We start from the raw sequence: 14,579 nt of genomic DNA, 5'->3' as shown, positions 1-14,579 counted from the left end.
CCCTGGTTTTGTGCTAGGGTGTTCGCAATTTTGCAAAACCGATTTGAGCCGTGATGACTGACGACGACAAACGCCGGATAGAGCGTATTAATGAGATTTCGAAACTTGGGCGGTCGTCGTGGATTGGGAGACACGTGAATGTCTGACTGGATCGTGACGGACGGCACGGGAACCACGATCCACATCCCACCCATTCCCGAAGGCCTGGTGACGGCGGGGTGGCTGCTGCTCGCGGCGATTGTGATGGTCGTGATTTTGTGGGTATTGAAGTTTGCGCCGAAAGCGAAAAACCCGCGACAGGTTTGGCGCGGTTTCATCCGGTGGATACAGGAGCATTATGTCTCGGGACTGGTCCTGACGGGATGCGTCCTGTTCCTGTTGGTGCTGTACGGATACGTTGGAACTCTGATCCCCATTGTTGGCGACCTGCTCGCGCAGATGCGTGAGCCTGACCCGACGGCTGACAAGTCACAAACCCGGAATATTGCTGTGGCAATTGCCGCGTTTGCGGGAATGCTGGCGGTTTTGTCCACCGTCCCGTTTCGGCTCGTCCGGGCATGGATCAATGAGCGCACGGCGAAGACGCAGGAAGCAACCCATATTACCGGGCTGATCAATACGGCGGTTGAGGGGTTGGGCGCTGAAAAAACGGTGAGCCGGATTGGGCGGGTGCTGCGATTTAAGGACGGCGAGAACGGCAAGGTTCAAACGAAGATTGAATGGGAAAGTGAAGGAGAAAGCTCAGAGCTTCCGGAGGGGTTGATTGGCGAACCGGGAGATTGGGAATCGTTCAATGTTACCAAACCCAACCTTGAGGTCCGGATTGGCGCGATCCTAACGCTTGAGCGGATCGCGCGGGATAATCCCGAGGACCATATCCGGGTGATGGATATTCTGTGCGCGTATATTCGGGAGAACAGTAAGGCGGAGGATGCGGAGGATCATCCGTTTGGGGATTGGCCGGAGTATCCGGAGAAGGCCACTGCGGACGAATTTGAGGAACGTCAAAAAAAATTTGATCTGCGACAGGAAGAACTACGGAAGTGGGCAAATGATCTGCAGCCGGTTCGCATAGATATTCAGAAGGCTCTTGAGGTCATTGGCAACCGCCCCAAGGAAATGATCGATACCTTGGAAGCCCGGTTGGTGCGAAACGGCGCAAAAGGGTACAGGCTTGACCTTCGGAAGACAGACATTCGAAAAGCCGATTTGTCAGGCCTGAACTTCGCTCAGGCTCGATTTGATGGTTCAAGATTGGAGTTGGCAATTCTTTTGAAGACGCAACTGCAGGGAGCAGTCTTTAAAGCGGCACGGATGGAAGGGGCTAAACTTTCGTGGTCAAGTATGCAGGGGGCCGTCCTCTGGAATGCCCGGATGGAGGGTGCCGACTGCGGCTGTGCGCAACTACAGGCAGCGGTCCTTTGGGGCGCGCGGCTGGAAGGCGCGTCATTTAACTCCACAGATCTTAGATCCGCTGACTGGGCCGGGGCAACCTTATGCTCTCAAGCACACTCCGCCGATCTTCGAGGTGCGCAAAATCTCAACCAAGCGCAGCTAAACGCTATTCTGGGTGATGAGAGAACACTGCTGCCGGAAGGGAAAGCGCCAGATACAGGGCAACCATATAGTATCGCTGCCTATTGGGAGGAGGCTCCCTGCCATTTCGAACAGGTGGTGGCATGGATGGCCAGAGATATGATTGGTGGACAGGATGCAACGATATATTGGGAAATCTTTTTGTGCGGCGACAAGCCGGTGGTACGATATTCCAACAGCCTGCCGGTAGATGCGCCCTATCCGGAGGGGCATCCTTTGGCTGAGCGGAATTGAGTTGAGGGTGTTGAGGCGGTTGTGCCCTTCCCCTGAGGGGAACGCGGACCTCGGGGGGCGTTTTAACGCCTCCCGTGGGGGAGGTCGGCGTTGCCCGGCGGTGCCGCCAGGCGGGGCGGTTGAGATGGGCGGGGTGTTTTGAGATGCCCTCGGTTGGTTTTGACAGGTTTCCGCCCTTCCTCTGAGGGGAACGTGGACCTCGGGGGGCGTGGTGACGCCTCGGTCGTGCCGGAGGCACGCCATAAAATAAAGGCACGCCTTTGGCGTGACGGGGAGATCGGCGTTGCCCGGCGGTGCCGCCGGGCGGGGCGGATGGGATGGGCGGGGTGCTTTGACGTGGTAGTGGGTTGGTTGTGAGAGGGTTTGCGGCGTTTGTGCCCTTCCTCCGAGGGAAGCGCTGACCCTGGTGGTGCGATAGCGCCTCCTGGGGGAGGGTCGGCGCTGCCCGGCGTGGACGCCGGGCGGGGCGGCTGGGATGTTGGGATGCCAAGATAACCGGTGCGCCCGCCCGCACCCCAGGCGGGTTTTCGCCTCTTGCACAAAACACGCGCCCGACCGATATGTGCGGCCATGAGCCAAAGTACCGCCCCTGCCCCGTCCCCGCTTCGAACCCGTGTTGCCCGGTTTGTGGAATCGCGCGCGGTGGAGAACTTCGTCCTTGGCGTGATCCTGTTCAACGCCGTCATTCTGGGGCTTGAGACCTCGGACACCGCGATGGAGCGGGTGGGGCCGCTGATCCTGACGCTGGACCGGCTGTGTCTGGCGGTGTTTGTCATTGAGATCGGGCTGAAGCTGTTCGCGCGCGGGGGGCGGTTTTTCTCGAATGGCTGGAATATCTTTGACTTCGTGATCGTGGCGATCTCGCTGGTGCCGGCCACCCAGGGGCTGAGCGTGCTGCGGGCGCTGAGGATCCTGCGGCTGTTGCGCGTGGTGTCGGTGGCACCGTCGTTGCGGCGGGTGGTTGAGGGGCTGGTGAGCGCCCTGCCCGGCATGGGCTCGGTGTTCCTTCTGATGGGCGTGATTTTCTATATCGGCTCGGTCATGGCAACGAAGCTGTTTGGGGAGACATTTCCGGAATGGTTCGGCACCCTGGGGCGGTCGGGCTATTCGCTGTTCCAGATCATGACGCTGGAGAGCTGGTCCATGGGCATCGTGCGGCCGGTGATGGAGGTCTACACTTACGCCTGGATGTTTTTTGTCCCGTTTATCATGGTCACGACCTTTGCGGTGGTGAACCTTCTGGTGGGTCTGATCGTGAACTCGATGCAGGACGCACATCAGGAGGAGAGCAACGAGAAGACCGACACCTATCGCGATGAGGTGCTGACGCGGCTCGCGGACCTGGAGGCGCTGATCCGGGAGCGCAATGACACAAAGCCCCGCGACTGAGCGGTTTTTCGCCTGGGCCAGGGGCTTTCGGGCGCTCTGTCCGGGCAAATTCATATGGGCAAACGGATTTGGCCATGTTTAGGTATGTCCCGCTAAGCAATTAACCTGGAGGGACAAAATGCGTATTACAGCCGTAGTTCTGATGACACTCGCACTGGCCGCTTGCAGCCACGGATCATCCGACGAGGACATGGACATGAGCGACACCGCCGCCGAGGCGGTTGAGGATGCCGGCGATTCCGCAGAGGACGCGATGGACAGCCTTGAGGAATCCACGGACACTATGGCTGAATAAGCCTCTTCGTCCTTCGGAACACCGAACACCCCGGACCCCGCGCCGGGGTGTTTTGTTTTGGGGGACGGCATCAGCCAAAAGTCGCCTGCGTAGGATCCCGGAAGTTTTCCGGTTTCGCGTTTTGCCATGTTCATGCTCTGTTTGGGACACGCAATCATCAGAGCGGAGGGTAAGTTGATGCGATTTGTGGCAGTTATTCTGACGGCGTTTACGCTGGCGGCCTGTGACGGGGACACGTCCGATGAGGAGACGGACACCGGTCACGTGATCGAGGAAAGCAGCGGTACGGCCCTGGGCTGAGCCCCGCAGTCTGCAACACGGGACAGTCCCCGTGCGCGGGGGCTTCCCATTTGAGCGAACCGGGTCTATAGCGCGGCCATGTCAGCCAACCCGCCAGACCTGCGCCCCGATCTCGCGCCCCGTGCCGTTATGCCCACCGATGCCCGTCCGGGGCAGCCGAAGGTGGGGATGGTGTCGCTGGGCTGTCCGAAAGCCCTTGTGGATTCCGAGCGCATTCTGACGCGGCTGCGGGCTGAGGGCTATGCGATTTCCCCGGATTATTCGGGTGCGGATGCGGTTATCGTGAACACCTGTGGTTTTTTGGATTCGGCCAAGGCGGAGAGCCTGGAGGCGATCGGCGAGGCGCTGGTCGAGAACGGGCGGGTGATCGTGACGGGCTGCCTGGGCGCGGAGGAGGAGTATATCCGCGGGACGCATCCGAGCGTTCTGGCGGTGACGGGGCCGCATCAGTATGAGGCGGTGCTCGACGCGGTGCATGGGGCGGTGCCGCCCGCGCCCGATCCGTTTGTGGATCTGCTGCCGGCATCGGGTGTGCATCTGACGCCACAGCATTACTCTTATCTCAAGATTTCAGAGGGTTGCAACCACAAGTGCAGGTTCTGCATCATCCCGGACATGCGCGGGCGGCTGGTGTCGCGACCGGCTCATGCGGTGCTGCGCGAGGCGGAGCGGCTGGTGGATGCGGGCGTGCGGGAATTGCTGGTGATCAGCCAGGACACATCCGCCTACGGTGTGGACCGTAAGCATGACCTGCATCCCTGGAGGGAGGGTGAGGTGTGCACGCACATCACGGATCTGGCGCGCGAATTGGGCGGGCTGGGGGCCTGGGTGCGGCTTCATTACGTCTATCCCTATCCGCATGTGCGCGACCTGATCCCGCTGATGGCGGAGGGGCTGGTTCTGCCCTATCTCGACATTCCGTTTCAGCATTCGCATCCGGATGTTTTGAAGCGCATGGCGCGGCCGGCGGCGTCGGCCAAAACTTTGGACGAGATTGCGAAGTGGCGGGAGATCTGCCCGGACATCACGCTGCGCTCGACGTTTATCGTGGGCTACCCCGGCGAGACGGAGGCGGAGTTTGAGCATCTGCTCGACTGGCTCGATGAGGCGCAGCTCGATCGGGTGGGCTGTTTCCAGTACGAGAATGTGGATGGCGCGCGGTCCAACGCCCTGCCCGACCATGTGGCGCCGGACGTGAAGCAGGAGCGCTGGGACCGGTTCATGGAGAAGTCCCAGGAGATCTCAGAACGCAAACTGGCGGCGAAGGTCGGCTCGGTGATCGAGGTGATTGTCGACGAGGTGGATGGCGAGGGCGCGACCTGCCGGACGAAGGCGGATGCGCCGGAGATCGACGGGAACCTTTTCATTGATGAGGGGTTCGAGGGGCTGAACCCTGGTGATATCGTGACGGTCGAGGTGGATGAGGCCTCGGAGTATGATTTGTGGGGGACGGTGCGGGGCGCGTGAGACGCCGCGTCCGTCGGGAGGTTTTGGGCGGAACGCTGCGGTGATGGATCGGGGTTGTGGCGGCCGTGGGGCTGTGGAGCTCGCACACACAAAAACGCTGCGATTGCGGATGCCTGGCCGGGTGTGGGGCAAAAGCCCAGCAACCCTCCCGGTGTGTCGGCACGACACGCCATGCCCGACTTTCCCCCCGGGAGGGCATCCCCGAGGTCGGCCTCCGCTCCATGATTTTGGGAGTTGGGGCGACACGCGTTGGACAGCCGGAGCGGAGCCCTCCCAAAGTCGGGCATGGCGTGTCGTGCCTCGGGTTGGAGGCTGCACGGCGGTTACAGCCAATGCTGCTTTTCGTAACAGAGGTTTGCGGACGACCCGGGGTGGGAGCTTTTGCTCCCGCCCATGGGGCGGGTCGGGAGCAAACCGGGGCTGGTGCCCCGGGGACGGTTGTGCGGTAAGATTTTGTCTGGTTTGAAAATTTCGGCTTTTCGTCGCCTGACGCGCGCACTACCCTGCCCCCATGTTTACCATAGAGCACGAGTTTGACGCGACGGTTGTGACCCTGGTGGATGAGGGGGAGGCTCCGTTGCGGGAGGATCTGACCATCAACCTGTTTGATGACGGGGCGACGGTCGAGCAGTTTGATCCGCGCAGTGGTGAGACGGTGTGTGTGAACCTCTCGGCCCACCAGCTGCGCGACCTGGCGATGGCGCTGGACCTGCCGGAGGGAACTTACCGGCGGCGGTCGGTGAAGTAGCGCGCGGGCGCCCTAGCGGATTTCGCGGCGCTGGCTGTCCATGAATTCGCTGAAGGACATCAGACGGTGCTTTGCGCTGCGGAAACGGTTGCGGCGGCGGGAGGCGGATTCCCCGGCCTTGAAGACCATGTAGTCGCGGCAGGCGCTCTCGATGCCGCGGATCTCGGGGAAGCCCGCCGGGGTGGCGGCGCGGTTGGGGGTAAATTCTTCACTCGGTACAACAACGGTCACTGGTCTTCTCCTGTCGTCTCCCCTCGCCTGCCCGTGTGACGACACTGCACGGCAAAGACCGCGCGTTCCGTAACCTGGGTCACACTGGGGAAAAATTATTTTGGCTGTATCGGCCGGCGGCACCCACCCTCCGCCGCCGGTCGATCTGAAATCGCAATACCTTTGTACTCAACTTTTCCGGGAGGACGGAAATTCAGTCTTTGGCGCGCCTCAGGAAATTCAGAAACGAGCCGTTTTGGAGAAGGTCAGGATCCAGGCCGAGGTCTTCCAGTCTTTCGACCGGCAGGGCCCGGAACGCCCGGTACTCACGGTATGCACGGTTGATCTCAAACAGCCCCGGGACCGAAAACCTCCCGAAATGATGGGACATTTTGTGAAAGCCGGTGCTTAAAATCGTGACCATCTGATCTCTCCCGTTGGTGAGCGGAGCCTTCTGTCATCTCCTATGGCGTGTTGTGCCAGAATCACCCGGGGCGAACTGTGAGGGGCGTCACAGTTCGGAAGAATTTTGTGAAAATTTTATCGGAATACGTTTGGCGGCACGGCCCGGCGCCTTTGCCGGGCCCTGCGGGTCAGATGGGATAGAGACCGGAGAATTTGGTTTCCAGGTAGGCGAGCAGCGGCGTCTCGTCGGGCTCAAAGCCTGTGGCGTCCGTGATGAGCTGTTTGGGCGGGACCATGCGGCCGCGGTTGTGGATGTTGCGGTTGAGCCAGGCGACGACCCCCTGGGTTTCGCCTTCGGCCAGGGCCATGTCGATATCGGGCATGTCGGCATGGATGGCGCGGTTGAGACAGCCCGCATAGATGTTGCCCAACGTGTAGGTGGGGAAATAGCCGAAGAGACCGTCGGCCCAGTGGATGTCCTGCATCACGCCGCGCAGGGCGTCGGGAACCTTCAGGCCGAAATCGGCCTCGAAGCGCGCGTTCCAGGCGGTCTCGAGATCGGCCACGGGCAGGTCGCCGGAGATGAGCGCGCGTTCCAGGTCGAAGCGCATGAGAATGTGGAGGTTGTAATGGACCTCGTCGGCCTCGGTGCGGATGTAGCCGGTCTCGACGGCATTGGCGGCGCGGTAGAGGTCTTCGGCACTGTCGAGGCCGGTGGGGCCGAACCGGGCGAGCATGGCGTCGTGGAGCCAGCCGCAGAAGGCGCGGCCGCGGCCGATCTGGTTCTCGAACAGGCGGGACTGGGATTCGTGGACACCCATGGAGGCATGGGAGGCCACCGGGAGCATGGCGTGTTCAGGGTTGAGGTTCTGCTCGTAGACCGCGTGGCCAAGCTCGTGGATGGTCGAGTAGATGCATTCCAGCGGCTGCGTCGGGTTGATGCGGGTGGTGATGCGCACGTCGCCGCCGGAGCCGTTGGAGGACGGGTGCACGGCGAGGTCGAGACGGCCAGCGTCCCAGTCATAGCCGAAGATGTCACCGAGTTTGCGGGAAAAGGCGATCTGGCGGTCGGCGGGGAATTCGCCGGTAAAATTCGGTGGCGAGATGCCGGTCTCCGCTATGCGCTGCCGAAGTGACACGAGGCCGTCGCGCAGGCGGGAGAAGATGGTGTCGAGTTCGGCTGAGGTGGTGCCGGGCTCGAATTGGGACAGCAGCGCGTCGTAGGGGGTCTCGGCCTCCTCCGCCAGGCATTTGGCCTGCTCGCGTTTGAGGTCGATGAGCTCGGAAAGCGCAGGGGCGTAGCCGGCGAAATTGCTGGTTTTGCGGGTTTCCTGCCAGACGACCAGGGTCTTGCTGGCCTGGCGGGCAAGCTCGACGGCAAGTTTTTCAGGCGTGCGGGTGGCGCGGCGGTGAAGCGTGCGGGCCTCGGCCACGTTCACGGCCACATGGGCGGGCGCGCCGTCGGTGTCGATGGCGTCGCACCAGTCGGCGATGCGCGGATCGGCGGTGGCGGCGTGAAGTGCTGCGGCTACGGCACCGGCCTGTTCGGCGCGTTGGGCGGCCCCTTTGGGGGGCATCTGGGTTTCCTGGTCCCAGCCGAGCAGGCCCATGACCTGTTCCAGCGCCGTGATGCGTTTGAGGTGTTCCGCGAGGTTTTCATAGTCTTTTTGCCCTCTCACCGTGCCACTCCGTTCGTGTTGTCCCGTGTTCCTTTGAGGGATGACCAGCTATCGCGGTTTGAGTAAACAGGAAACCGGTCCGCATGGCGGAGAATTGAGGGGGGAATGGTGCGGTATCAAGTGGTTCGGCTCATTGCGGCGGTGATGCTGGCGCTGGGGCCCGGGTTCGGGGCGCAGGCGCGGGGGCTGGTGGCGGCGGCGAGTGACATGCAGTTTGTGATGCCTGACCTGGTGGCGGCGTTTGGCGCAACTGGAGGCGGCGAGGTTGAGGTGGTGTTTGGCTCATCAGGCAATCTGACGCGGCAGATCCAACAGGGCGCGCCCCATGAGCTGTTTCTCTCGGCGGATGAGGCCTATGTCGTGCGGCTGGAGGAGGCCGGGCTGACGGACGGAGCGGGCGTGATTTACGCGGAGGGGCGGCTGTCATTGTTTGTGCCGGAGGGGTCCGGGATTGGCGCGGATTTCGCGGCGTTTGAGGCGGCGCTGGCCGCGGGGGGTGTTGCGCGGTTTGCCATCGCCAATCCGGAACACGCGCCCTATGGGCTGCGGGCGCGGGAGGCGCTGGAACACCGCGGGATTTGGGAGGCGGTGCAGCCGGTGCTTGTTCTGGGCGAGAATGTGGCGCAGGCGGCGCGGTTTGCGGCCTCGGGCAATGCGGATGGCGGGCTGATCGCGCATTCGCTGGCCCTGTCGCCGGAGATGTCGGCGCGGGGGGAAAGTGTTCTGGTGCCCGCCGAGTGGCATTCGCCCCTGTTGCAGCGCATGGTTCTGATGCGCGATGCGGGGGATGAGGCGCGGGCGTTTTATGAGTGGTTGCAGTCGGATGAGGCAGGCGACATTCTGGCCCAGGCCGGATTTTCGGTGGGCGCGGAGGAGTAACGTTTGGACTGGACCGCATTGTGGCTGTCGTTTCGGCTGGCCGGGCTGACCGTGCTGGTGCTGGTGCCTCTGGCGGTGTTGGCGGGGCGGTGGCTGGCCTTTGGCTCGTTTCGCGGGCGCGGTGTGGTGGAGGCGCTGGTGGCCCTGCCGCTGGTTTTGCCGCCAACGGTGTTTGGCTATTACCTGCTCGTGGCGTTCGGGGCGGCCTCGCCGCTGGGTCAGGTCTGGGACGCGGTGTTCGGGCGCAGCCTGGTGTTTACGTTTGAGGGGCTGCTGATTGCGTCGCTGCTCTTTAACATTCCCTTCGCGGTGCAGCCGATCCAGCGGGCGTTTGAGGCCATTCCGCGCAATCTGCGGGAGGCGGCGCCACTATCGGGGTTAAGCCCGTGGCAGTCGTTTTTGCGGGTGGAGCTGCCGCTCGCGTGGCCCGGGGTTCTGACAGCGGCGGTGCTGGCGTTCGCGCATACGCTGGGGGAGTTTGGCATTGTTCTGATGGTGGGCGGGGCCATTCCAGGGGAGACGCGCACGGTGGCGATTTCGATTTACGATTCCGTGCAGGCCTTCGATGACGGCGCGGCGGCGCGGATGGCGGCTTTGCTGCTGGCCATATCGCTTATTGCGATTGCTCTGGTGTTCAGCCTGTCACGGCGGGCCGGGCGGCGGTTTGGCGGGCGGTCGTGACCGGGCTTGAGGTCCGGATTGGCCAGGAGGGGCCGATCCCGCTCGATGCCGCGTTTTCCTGTGGGCCGGGGGAGACGCTGGCCCTGGTGGGTCCGTCGGGAAGCGGGAAATCGACGATTTTGCGCTCGATCGCCGGGACGTATCAGCCCGCGTCGGGGCGGATCGTGGCAGGCGGCGATGTCTGGTTCGATGCGGCGGCGGGCGTGGCTGTGAAGCCGCATCTGCGGCGCGCGGGCCTGGTGTTTCAGGACTATGCGCTGTTCCCGCATATGACGGCGGTGGGGAACCTGACCGTGTCGATGGGGCATGTGCCGAAAGCGCGGCGGCGGGAAATGGCGGCGCGGCTGCTCGACATGGTGCATCTGACCGATCTGGAGAACCGCTATCCCGATGAGCTGTCGGGCGGGCAGCAGCAGCGGGTGGCGGTGGCGCGGGCTCTGGCGCGGGAGCCGGATGTTCTGCTGCTCGATGAGCCGTTTTCAGCGGTGGACCGGGCGACGCGGCAGAGGCTTTACCGCGAGATTTCGGAATTGCGGCAGAGCCTTGAGATCCCGGTGGTGCTGGTGACGCATGACATGGACGAGGCGGTGATGCTGGCCGACCGGATGGCCGTGCTGCACCGGGGCGCGGTGTTGCAGACGGGCACGCCGGAGGAGCTGACCAACCGGCCTGCGACGCCGCAGATTGCGCGGCTGGTGGGGCTTGGCAACGTGTTTGAGGGCCGGATCGAGGGGCATGACGCGGCGGCGGGGCATACGGTGCTGTCCTGGCGGGGGCAGATGCTGGAAGTCGCGCTGCGCCGTGATCTGGCGGCTGGCACGGTTGTGGACTGGGTCGTGCCGGAGGGGTTCGTGGTGCTGCACCGGCGGGGGCGGCCGTCTCTGGGGGAGCGGGAAAACCCGGTGCGCGGGGTGATTACCTCGCTGCTGTTCCAGGGGCAGACGGCGCAGGTGGTGATGACGCCGGAAGTGGACCCGGAGCGGCAGTTCCGGTTTTCCCTGCCCGCCCATTCGGCCCGGCGCAATGGGCTCGCACAGGGCGAGGAGGTGACGGTTTCGCTGATCGCGGGCGGGGTGCATGTGATGGGGTGATTGGGGCTTGGGTTAATCAGAATTTGCCGTGTGCCTTAAACCTTGCCGGATTTCGGAAGGAAATCCGCTTAATCCAAATAAATTCCATCAAAAAACATGGTAGTGTTGGCTGGTTGCTTCATTTTTATTTCCAGCGCAATTTCCGAAACGTCTTCAGGTTTCTCCAGAGTTGCCGAAAACAAGTCCCTAAATACCTCGCCCTCTTTGACGGAAACCTGCAATTCACCCAGCTGCTGGATATGCTGCTCACCCGTGTCCGTCAGAATACTGCTTCCCTCATCATAAATATAAAGGACCTTACCACCATCCACTGCGGAAAGAACCACCGGGATACGCAGTTGTGGTCCCATTCTTTTGAGATCCAAAGTCTTAACACAGACCTTGAGATTGCCGGAGGCTTGACACCGGTCCGCAACCGCGTCGAACTCCGATGAACTAATCTGATCGATAAAGACAGGTTTGAGCAACCGGAATGCTTCAAACTTGCAGTCGTCGGTGTGCCGCCGGATCCCCTTAAGTTGGGAATTCAACTGATCATACTGTTCAACGGAAATTTTGCCTTCCGCCTCAAAACCAAACATCCGAACGACACCGCCTGCGCCGGCAGTCCCGTCAATTTGAATGGAGTGGCCCGTATCCCGGTCGGAAACCTCTTGGGCACACATCCGGTCAATCGCGGAGAGCAATCCCTCCACATCTGAATTCTGCGAGGCGGCAATCGAAGGGAAAAGACAAAAAGCGAGCAACACAATATTCATGAATTTCATAAGATTTTCCTGACCTGAAATCTGAAAAAATACGAAGTAGTATGAAACCTTGATGATCGTAACACGCGCATCTATCGAAAAGAAGAAAATTGTCGCAGGGCTGCGCGGACGGTTCAGAATTCGCTAGCCACGGTTTTTTTGAGTCAAATGTCGAGGCAAACGATCCGGCAAGAAAACCTGGCATTGGGTGTCGAGAGGCGAGCATGTGATGGGGTTAGATCCTGACACGAGGCGGGACGCGCCATGTCCGACTTTGGGAGGGCTTCGACACGCTGGTTCAACGCGGGTCGCTCTAATTCCCGAAACCATTGAGTTTTTACCAACGTCGGGATGCCCTCCCGGGGGGAAAGTCGGGCATGGCGTGTCGTGCCGACACGCCGGGAGAGCCGGTGGGTTCGCGCCCCCGCTTCAGGTGGGGATTTCGGCGGTTTGGGTGATGGGGGAGGCGTCGGCCTCGTCGGCGCGCTGGATTTCGATGAAGATGTTGGAGACCTCGGGGAAGCGGTCGCGGATGCGGTCTTCGAGAGTGGAGACGCCGGTTTCGACGTCAGCGGCGGAGAGGCTGTCATCGGCGTCGACGGAGATGTTCACCAGCACGCCCTCAGGGCCGAAATGGACGGTGCGGACCTCGTTTACCAGCTCCACGAAGGGGGCGTCGTCGGTGATTGTGATGATTTCGGAGACCATTTCAGGGGAAGCCGCCTCCCCGATCAGCAGGCTCTTGGTCTCGATGGACAGCAGCACGGCGGCGAGGCCCAGGATGCAGCCGATGACGATGGTGGCGACGCCGTCGGCCCAGACGAGACCGAGCCGGTCGGCGCAGAAGACGCCGATAGCGGCGGTGATGAGGCCGAGGATGGCGGCAGTGTCCTCGAACAGCACGGTGAAGAGTGCGGGATCCTTGGAGTCGCGCACGGCCTGCCACATGGGGGTGTCGCCGCGGCGGGCATTGAACTCGCGCCAGGCGACGGTCCAGGCAATGCCCTCAAAGACCAGCGCGAGGCCGAGGACAATGTAGTTCCAGAAGGCGTTCTCGATGGGGTGCGGGTTGCCGAGTTTGTGGATGCCCTCGTAGAGCGAGAAGCCCGCGCCCAGCGCGAAGAGGATGATCGCGACCACGAAGGCCCAGAAATAGATCTCCTTGCCGTAGCCGAAGGGATGGTACTCATCCGCCGGACGGCTGGAGCGCTTCATGCCAAAGAGGAGCAGGCCCTGGTTGCCGGTGTCGACGACGGAATGCACGGCCTCGGCGAACATCGCGGAGGAGCCCGTGACGGCGGAGGCCGCGAATTTCGTGACCGCGATGAGGCCGTTGCCGATGAGTGCCGCCAGGACCACTTTGGTCGATCCACCTGCCATGTTCTGTCCCTCTGCCCGTTTGGTTTGGGGTATCTGACCGCAAAGGCGGGTGCGGTGCAAACGGAATGCGGGCAATTGTTTTTGGACATCCAAATTCTGGCGACTTTGACCACTCCGTCAAAAACTGACTTTATCGTCGAATACCTATTCCAAAATTCATTGCATCGAACCCCTAAAGACAAAAGGATCATAATAATTGGCCCGTAAAACCGGAAAAACACTGGAAAAGTGGGAAGTGGCAATTGTCAAAGCATTGCTACAACGGAACTATGTCCCGCAAGACGTTCATGCCTATTTTTCGAGACCGACAAGATCCGTGAATCAAGCCCGGATATCCCAGATTAAAGATGGCAAAATGCATGCCGCTATTAAAGCGGCGAGCGACGAAGAACTGGACGCTTTTCTTAGTGCATGGCCGGACATAGACCCAGCAACTGGCCTTCACCTTAAAGGAGACGAATTGCTAATCAAGGCTAGAGAAGCCATGATTGCGGCTGTTCATACTTTTAACAGCGCCGGTTTGTTTTTTCGCGCCGAACTTTTCATCGTCACAAGCGTCATTGCATGGACGTATCTATTGCACGCCTACTACAAGCGGGAAGGCGTCGATTATCGATACAAAAAAGCAGGAGTCGTACAGAAAACAAAACATGGTGCAGATAAGTTCTGGGAATTAGGCCAATGCCTCTCTTACGACAAATGTCCGATTGAAAAGGGTGTCGTTGATAATCTGAACTTTCTGACAGAGATCCGCCATGAGATTGAACATCAATCAACCGACCGAATTGACGACGCTCTCAGCGCAAAGCTGCAAGCATGTTGCATCAACTTCAATGACGCTATCAAAACCCTTTTTGGAAAAGAATTTGCACTCGAAAAGCGCCTGCCAATAGCACTTCAATTCGTAACCTTTGATGGAGCGCAAAGGTCCAGCTTGGTTGGCAAGAACTTGCCAACCAATATTACGGCCGCGATGAATGATTTTCACAATGGCTTGACCGATGAAGAGCAGGCCGATCCCAAGTTTCGATTTCGGGTCGCGTTTGTACCAAAAGTCGCAGGAAAGGCTTCAAAATCCGATTTGGCTATTGAGTTCGTCAAACCCGGCACACCGGAAGCCGATAGTGTTGAAAGAGTGCTGCTGAAAGAGACGGAGCGGCCAAAATATCGACCTACTGAGATTGTGGCAAAGGCAAAGGCAGCTGGCTTTAAAAAGTTTGCGATCTACGACCATACACAGCTCGTTAACCAGCTCGACGCCCGTAATCCAGGGAAAGGCTATGGAGTCGAGATTGCGGGTCAGTGGTATTGGTATGAAGGATGGTTTGAGAAGGTTATTGAAAAACTCGACGAAGGATGGACCCGTTAAGAAACCGCGGCCTAATGTTCGGTTATGGGCCGGAGCCATACTCCGTGGTCGTTTTTGCCCCCAGGCCAAATTCCGCCCATACGGGAAGGTGAACGGAACGGATCGTCTTC

The 14,579-nt window shown here is 60.7% G+C and carries 15 protein-coding genes; 10 read left to right on the top strand and 5 right to left on the bottom strand.

Annotation, left to right across the window (positions count from 1 at the left end):
• The first annotated feature begins 138 nt into the window (after positions 1-138).
• The 6 genes from ACP15P_RS06050 to ACP15P_RS06025 all read left to right on the top strand — a co-directional run bounded on the left by ACP15P_RS06050 (position 139) and on the right by ACP15P_RS06025 (position 6,029).
• Positions 139-1,830: a pentapeptide repeat-containing protein gene (locus ACP15P_RS06050; RefSeq protein ID WP_424927609.1), complete on the top strand. Its 1,692-nt coding sequence runs from the start codon at positions 139-141 to the stop codon at positions 1,828-1,830.
• A gap of 570 nt (positions 1,831-2,400) precedes the next feature.
• The gene (locus ACP15P_RS06045; RefSeq protein WP_424927608.1) at positions 2,401-3,219 is read left to right on the top strand and encodes an ion transporter; all 819 of its coding nucleotides are present in this window, start codon (positions 2,401-2,403) and stop codon (positions 3,217-3,219) included.
• A gap of 118 nt (positions 3,220-3,337) precedes the next feature.
• Entirely contained in the window at positions 3,338-3,514 is a 177-nt protein-coding gene (locus ACP15P_RS06040; protein WP_424927607.1) for a hypothetical protein, read from the top strand.
• 177 nt (positions 3,515-3,691) lie between these two features.
• The gene (locus tag ACP15P_RS06035; protein WP_424927606.1) at positions 3,692-3,814 is read left to right on the top strand and encodes a hypothetical protein; all 123 of its coding nucleotides are present in this window, start codon (positions 3,692-3,694) and stop codon (positions 3,812-3,814) included.
• Positions 3,815-3,892: 78 nt separating this feature from the next.
• Complete coding sequence (gene rimO, locus ACP15P_RS06030) at positions 3,893-5,281, top strand: 30S ribosomal protein S12 methylthiotransferase RimO (RefSeq protein WP_424927605.1); 1,389 nt, start codon at positions 3,893-3,895, stop codon at positions 5,279-5,281.
• A gap of 511 nt (positions 5,282-5,792) precedes the next feature.
• Positions 5,793-6,029 carry a hypothetical protein gene (locus tag ACP15P_RS06025; protein ID WP_424927604.1) on the top strand — a complete coding sequence of 79 codons (237 nt, stop codon included), beginning with the start codon at positions 5,793-5,795 and terminating at the stop codon, positions 6,027-6,029.
• Positions 6,030-6,041: 12 nt separating this feature from the next.
• Here ACP15P_RS06025 and ACP15P_RS06020 read toward each other — a convergent pair whose 3' ends face one another.
• The 3 genes from ACP15P_RS06020 to ACP15P_RS06010 form a co-directional block, all read right to left on the bottom strand.
• Complete coding sequence (locus tag ACP15P_RS06020) at positions 6,042-6,260, bottom strand: hypothetical protein (RefSeq protein ID WP_424927603.1); 219 nt, start codon at positions 6,258-6,260, stop codon at positions 6,042-6,044.
• 193 nt (positions 6,261-6,453) lie between these two features.
• Positions 6,454-6,663 carry a hypothetical protein gene (locus tag ACP15P_RS06015; protein WP_424927602.1) on the bottom strand — a complete coding sequence of 70 codons (210 nt, stop codon included), beginning with the start codon at positions 6,661-6,663 and terminating at the stop codon, positions 6,454-6,456.
• Between the two features lie 169 nt (positions 6,664-6,832).
• Positions 6,833-8,323, bottom strand: coding sequence for a carboxypeptidase M32 (locus tag ACP15P_RS06010; protein WP_424927601.1), 1,491 nt, complete (start codon positions 8,321-8,323; stop codon positions 6,833-6,835).
• A 105-nt stretch (positions 8,324-8,428) separates the two neighbouring features.
• On the opposite strand from ACP15P_RS06010, the gene modA reads away from it, so the two are divergent.
• The 3 genes from modA to ACP15P_RS05995 are packed head-to-tail and all read left to right on the top strand — an operon-like array spanning position 8,429 to position 10,974.
• On the top strand, positions 8,429-9,202 hold the full coding sequence (gene modA, locus ACP15P_RS06005) for a molybdate ABC transporter substrate-binding protein (protein ID WP_424927600.1): 774 nt from the start codon (positions 8,429-8,431) through the stop codon (positions 9,200-9,202).
• Between the two features lie 3 nt (positions 9,203-9,205).
• Positions 9,206-9,883 carry a molybdate ABC transporter permease subunit gene (gene modB, locus ACP15P_RS06000; protein WP_424927599.1) on the top strand — a complete coding sequence of 226 codons (678 nt, stop codon included), beginning with the start codon at positions 9,206-9,208 and terminating at the stop codon, positions 9,881-9,883.
• On the top strand, positions 9,880-10,974 hold the full coding sequence (locus ACP15P_RS05995) for an ABC transporter ATP-binding protein (protein WP_424927598.1): 1,095 nt from the start codon (positions 9,880-9,882) through the stop codon (positions 10,972-10,974). The genes modB and ACP15P_RS05995 overlap by 4 nt, the downstream gene beginning before the upstream one ends.
• 68 nt (positions 10,975-11,042) lie before the next feature.
• Here ACP15P_RS05995 and ACP15P_RS05990 read toward each other — a convergent pair whose 3' ends face one another.
• Both ACP15P_RS05990 and ACP15P_RS05985 read right to left on the bottom strand, forming a co-directional pair.
• Positions 11,043-11,741, bottom strand: a complete 699-nt coding sequence (locus tag ACP15P_RS05990) for a hypothetical protein (protein WP_424927597.1) — start codon at positions 11,739-11,741, stop codon at positions 11,043-11,045.
• 408 nt (positions 11,742-12,149) lie between these two features.
• The gene (locus tag ACP15P_RS05985) at positions 12,150-13,100 is read right to left on the bottom strand and encodes a cation diffusion facilitator family transporter (protein WP_424927596.1); all 951 of its coding nucleotides are present in this window, start codon (positions 13,098-13,100) and stop codon (positions 12,150-12,152) included.
• Between the two features lie 196 nt (positions 13,101-13,296).
• On the opposite strand from ACP15P_RS05985, the gene ACP15P_RS05980 reads away from it, so the two are divergent.
• Positions 13,297-14,469: a DUF3644 domain-containing protein gene (locus ACP15P_RS05980; protein WP_424927595.1), complete on the top strand. Its 1,173-nt coding sequence runs from the start codon at positions 13,297-13,299 to the stop codon at positions 14,467-14,469.
• Positions 14,470-14,579 lie beyond the last annotated feature (110 nt).

The sequence above is a fragment of the Amaricoccus tamworthensis genome, assembly GCF_049800875.1.
Taxonomy (GTDB): domain Bacteria; phylum Pseudomonadota; class Alphaproteobacteria; order Rhodobacterales; family Rhodobacteraceae; genus Amaricoccus; species Amaricoccus tamworthensis.
The sequence above is the reverse complement of the archived record's forward strand: the minus strand, read 5'-3'. Positions and strand labels throughout refer to the sequence as shown.

Bases quoted from the DNA above. Each gene is read 5' to 3' on its own strand.
- ACP15P_RS06025 (WP_424927604.1), top strand. From the start codon at position 5,793: ATGTTTACCATAGAGCACGAGTTTGACGCGACGGTTGTGACCCTGGTG.
- modA (WP_424927600.1), top strand. From the start codon at position 8,429: ATGGTGCGGTATCAAGTGGTTCGGCTCATTGCGGCGGTGATGCTGGCG.
- ACP15P_RS06015 (WP_424927602.1), bottom strand. From the start codon at position 6,663: ATGGTCACGATTTTAAGCACCGGCTTTCACAAAATGTCCCATCATTTC.
- ACP15P_RS06050 (WP_424927609.1), top strand. From the start codon at position 139: ATGTCTGACTGGATCGTGACGGACGGCACGGGAACCACGATCCACATC.
- ACP15P_RS05985 (WP_424927596.1), bottom strand. From the start codon at position 13,100: ATGGCAGGTGGATCGACCAAAGTGGTCCTGGCGGCACTCATCGGCAAC.
- ACP15P_RS06040 (WP_424927607.1), top strand. From the start codon at position 3,338: ATGCGTATTACAGCCGTAGTTCTGATGACACTCGCACTGGCCGCTTGC.
- ACP15P_RS05990 (WP_424927597.1), bottom strand. From the start codon at position 11,741: ATGAAATTCATGAATATTGTGTTGCTCGCTTTTTGTCTTTTCCCTTCG.
- ACP15P_RS06035 (WP_424927606.1), top strand. From the start codon at position 3,692: ATGCGATTTGTGGCAGTTATTCTGACGGCGTTTACGCTGGCGGCCTGT.
- ACP15P_RS06045 (WP_424927608.1), top strand. From the start codon at position 2,401: ATGAGCCAAAGTACCGCCCCTGCCCCGTCCCCGCTTCGAACCCGTGTT.
- rimO (WP_424927605.1), top strand. From the start codon at position 3,893: ATGTCAGCCAACCCGCCAGACCTGCGCCCCGATCTCGCGCCCCGTGCC.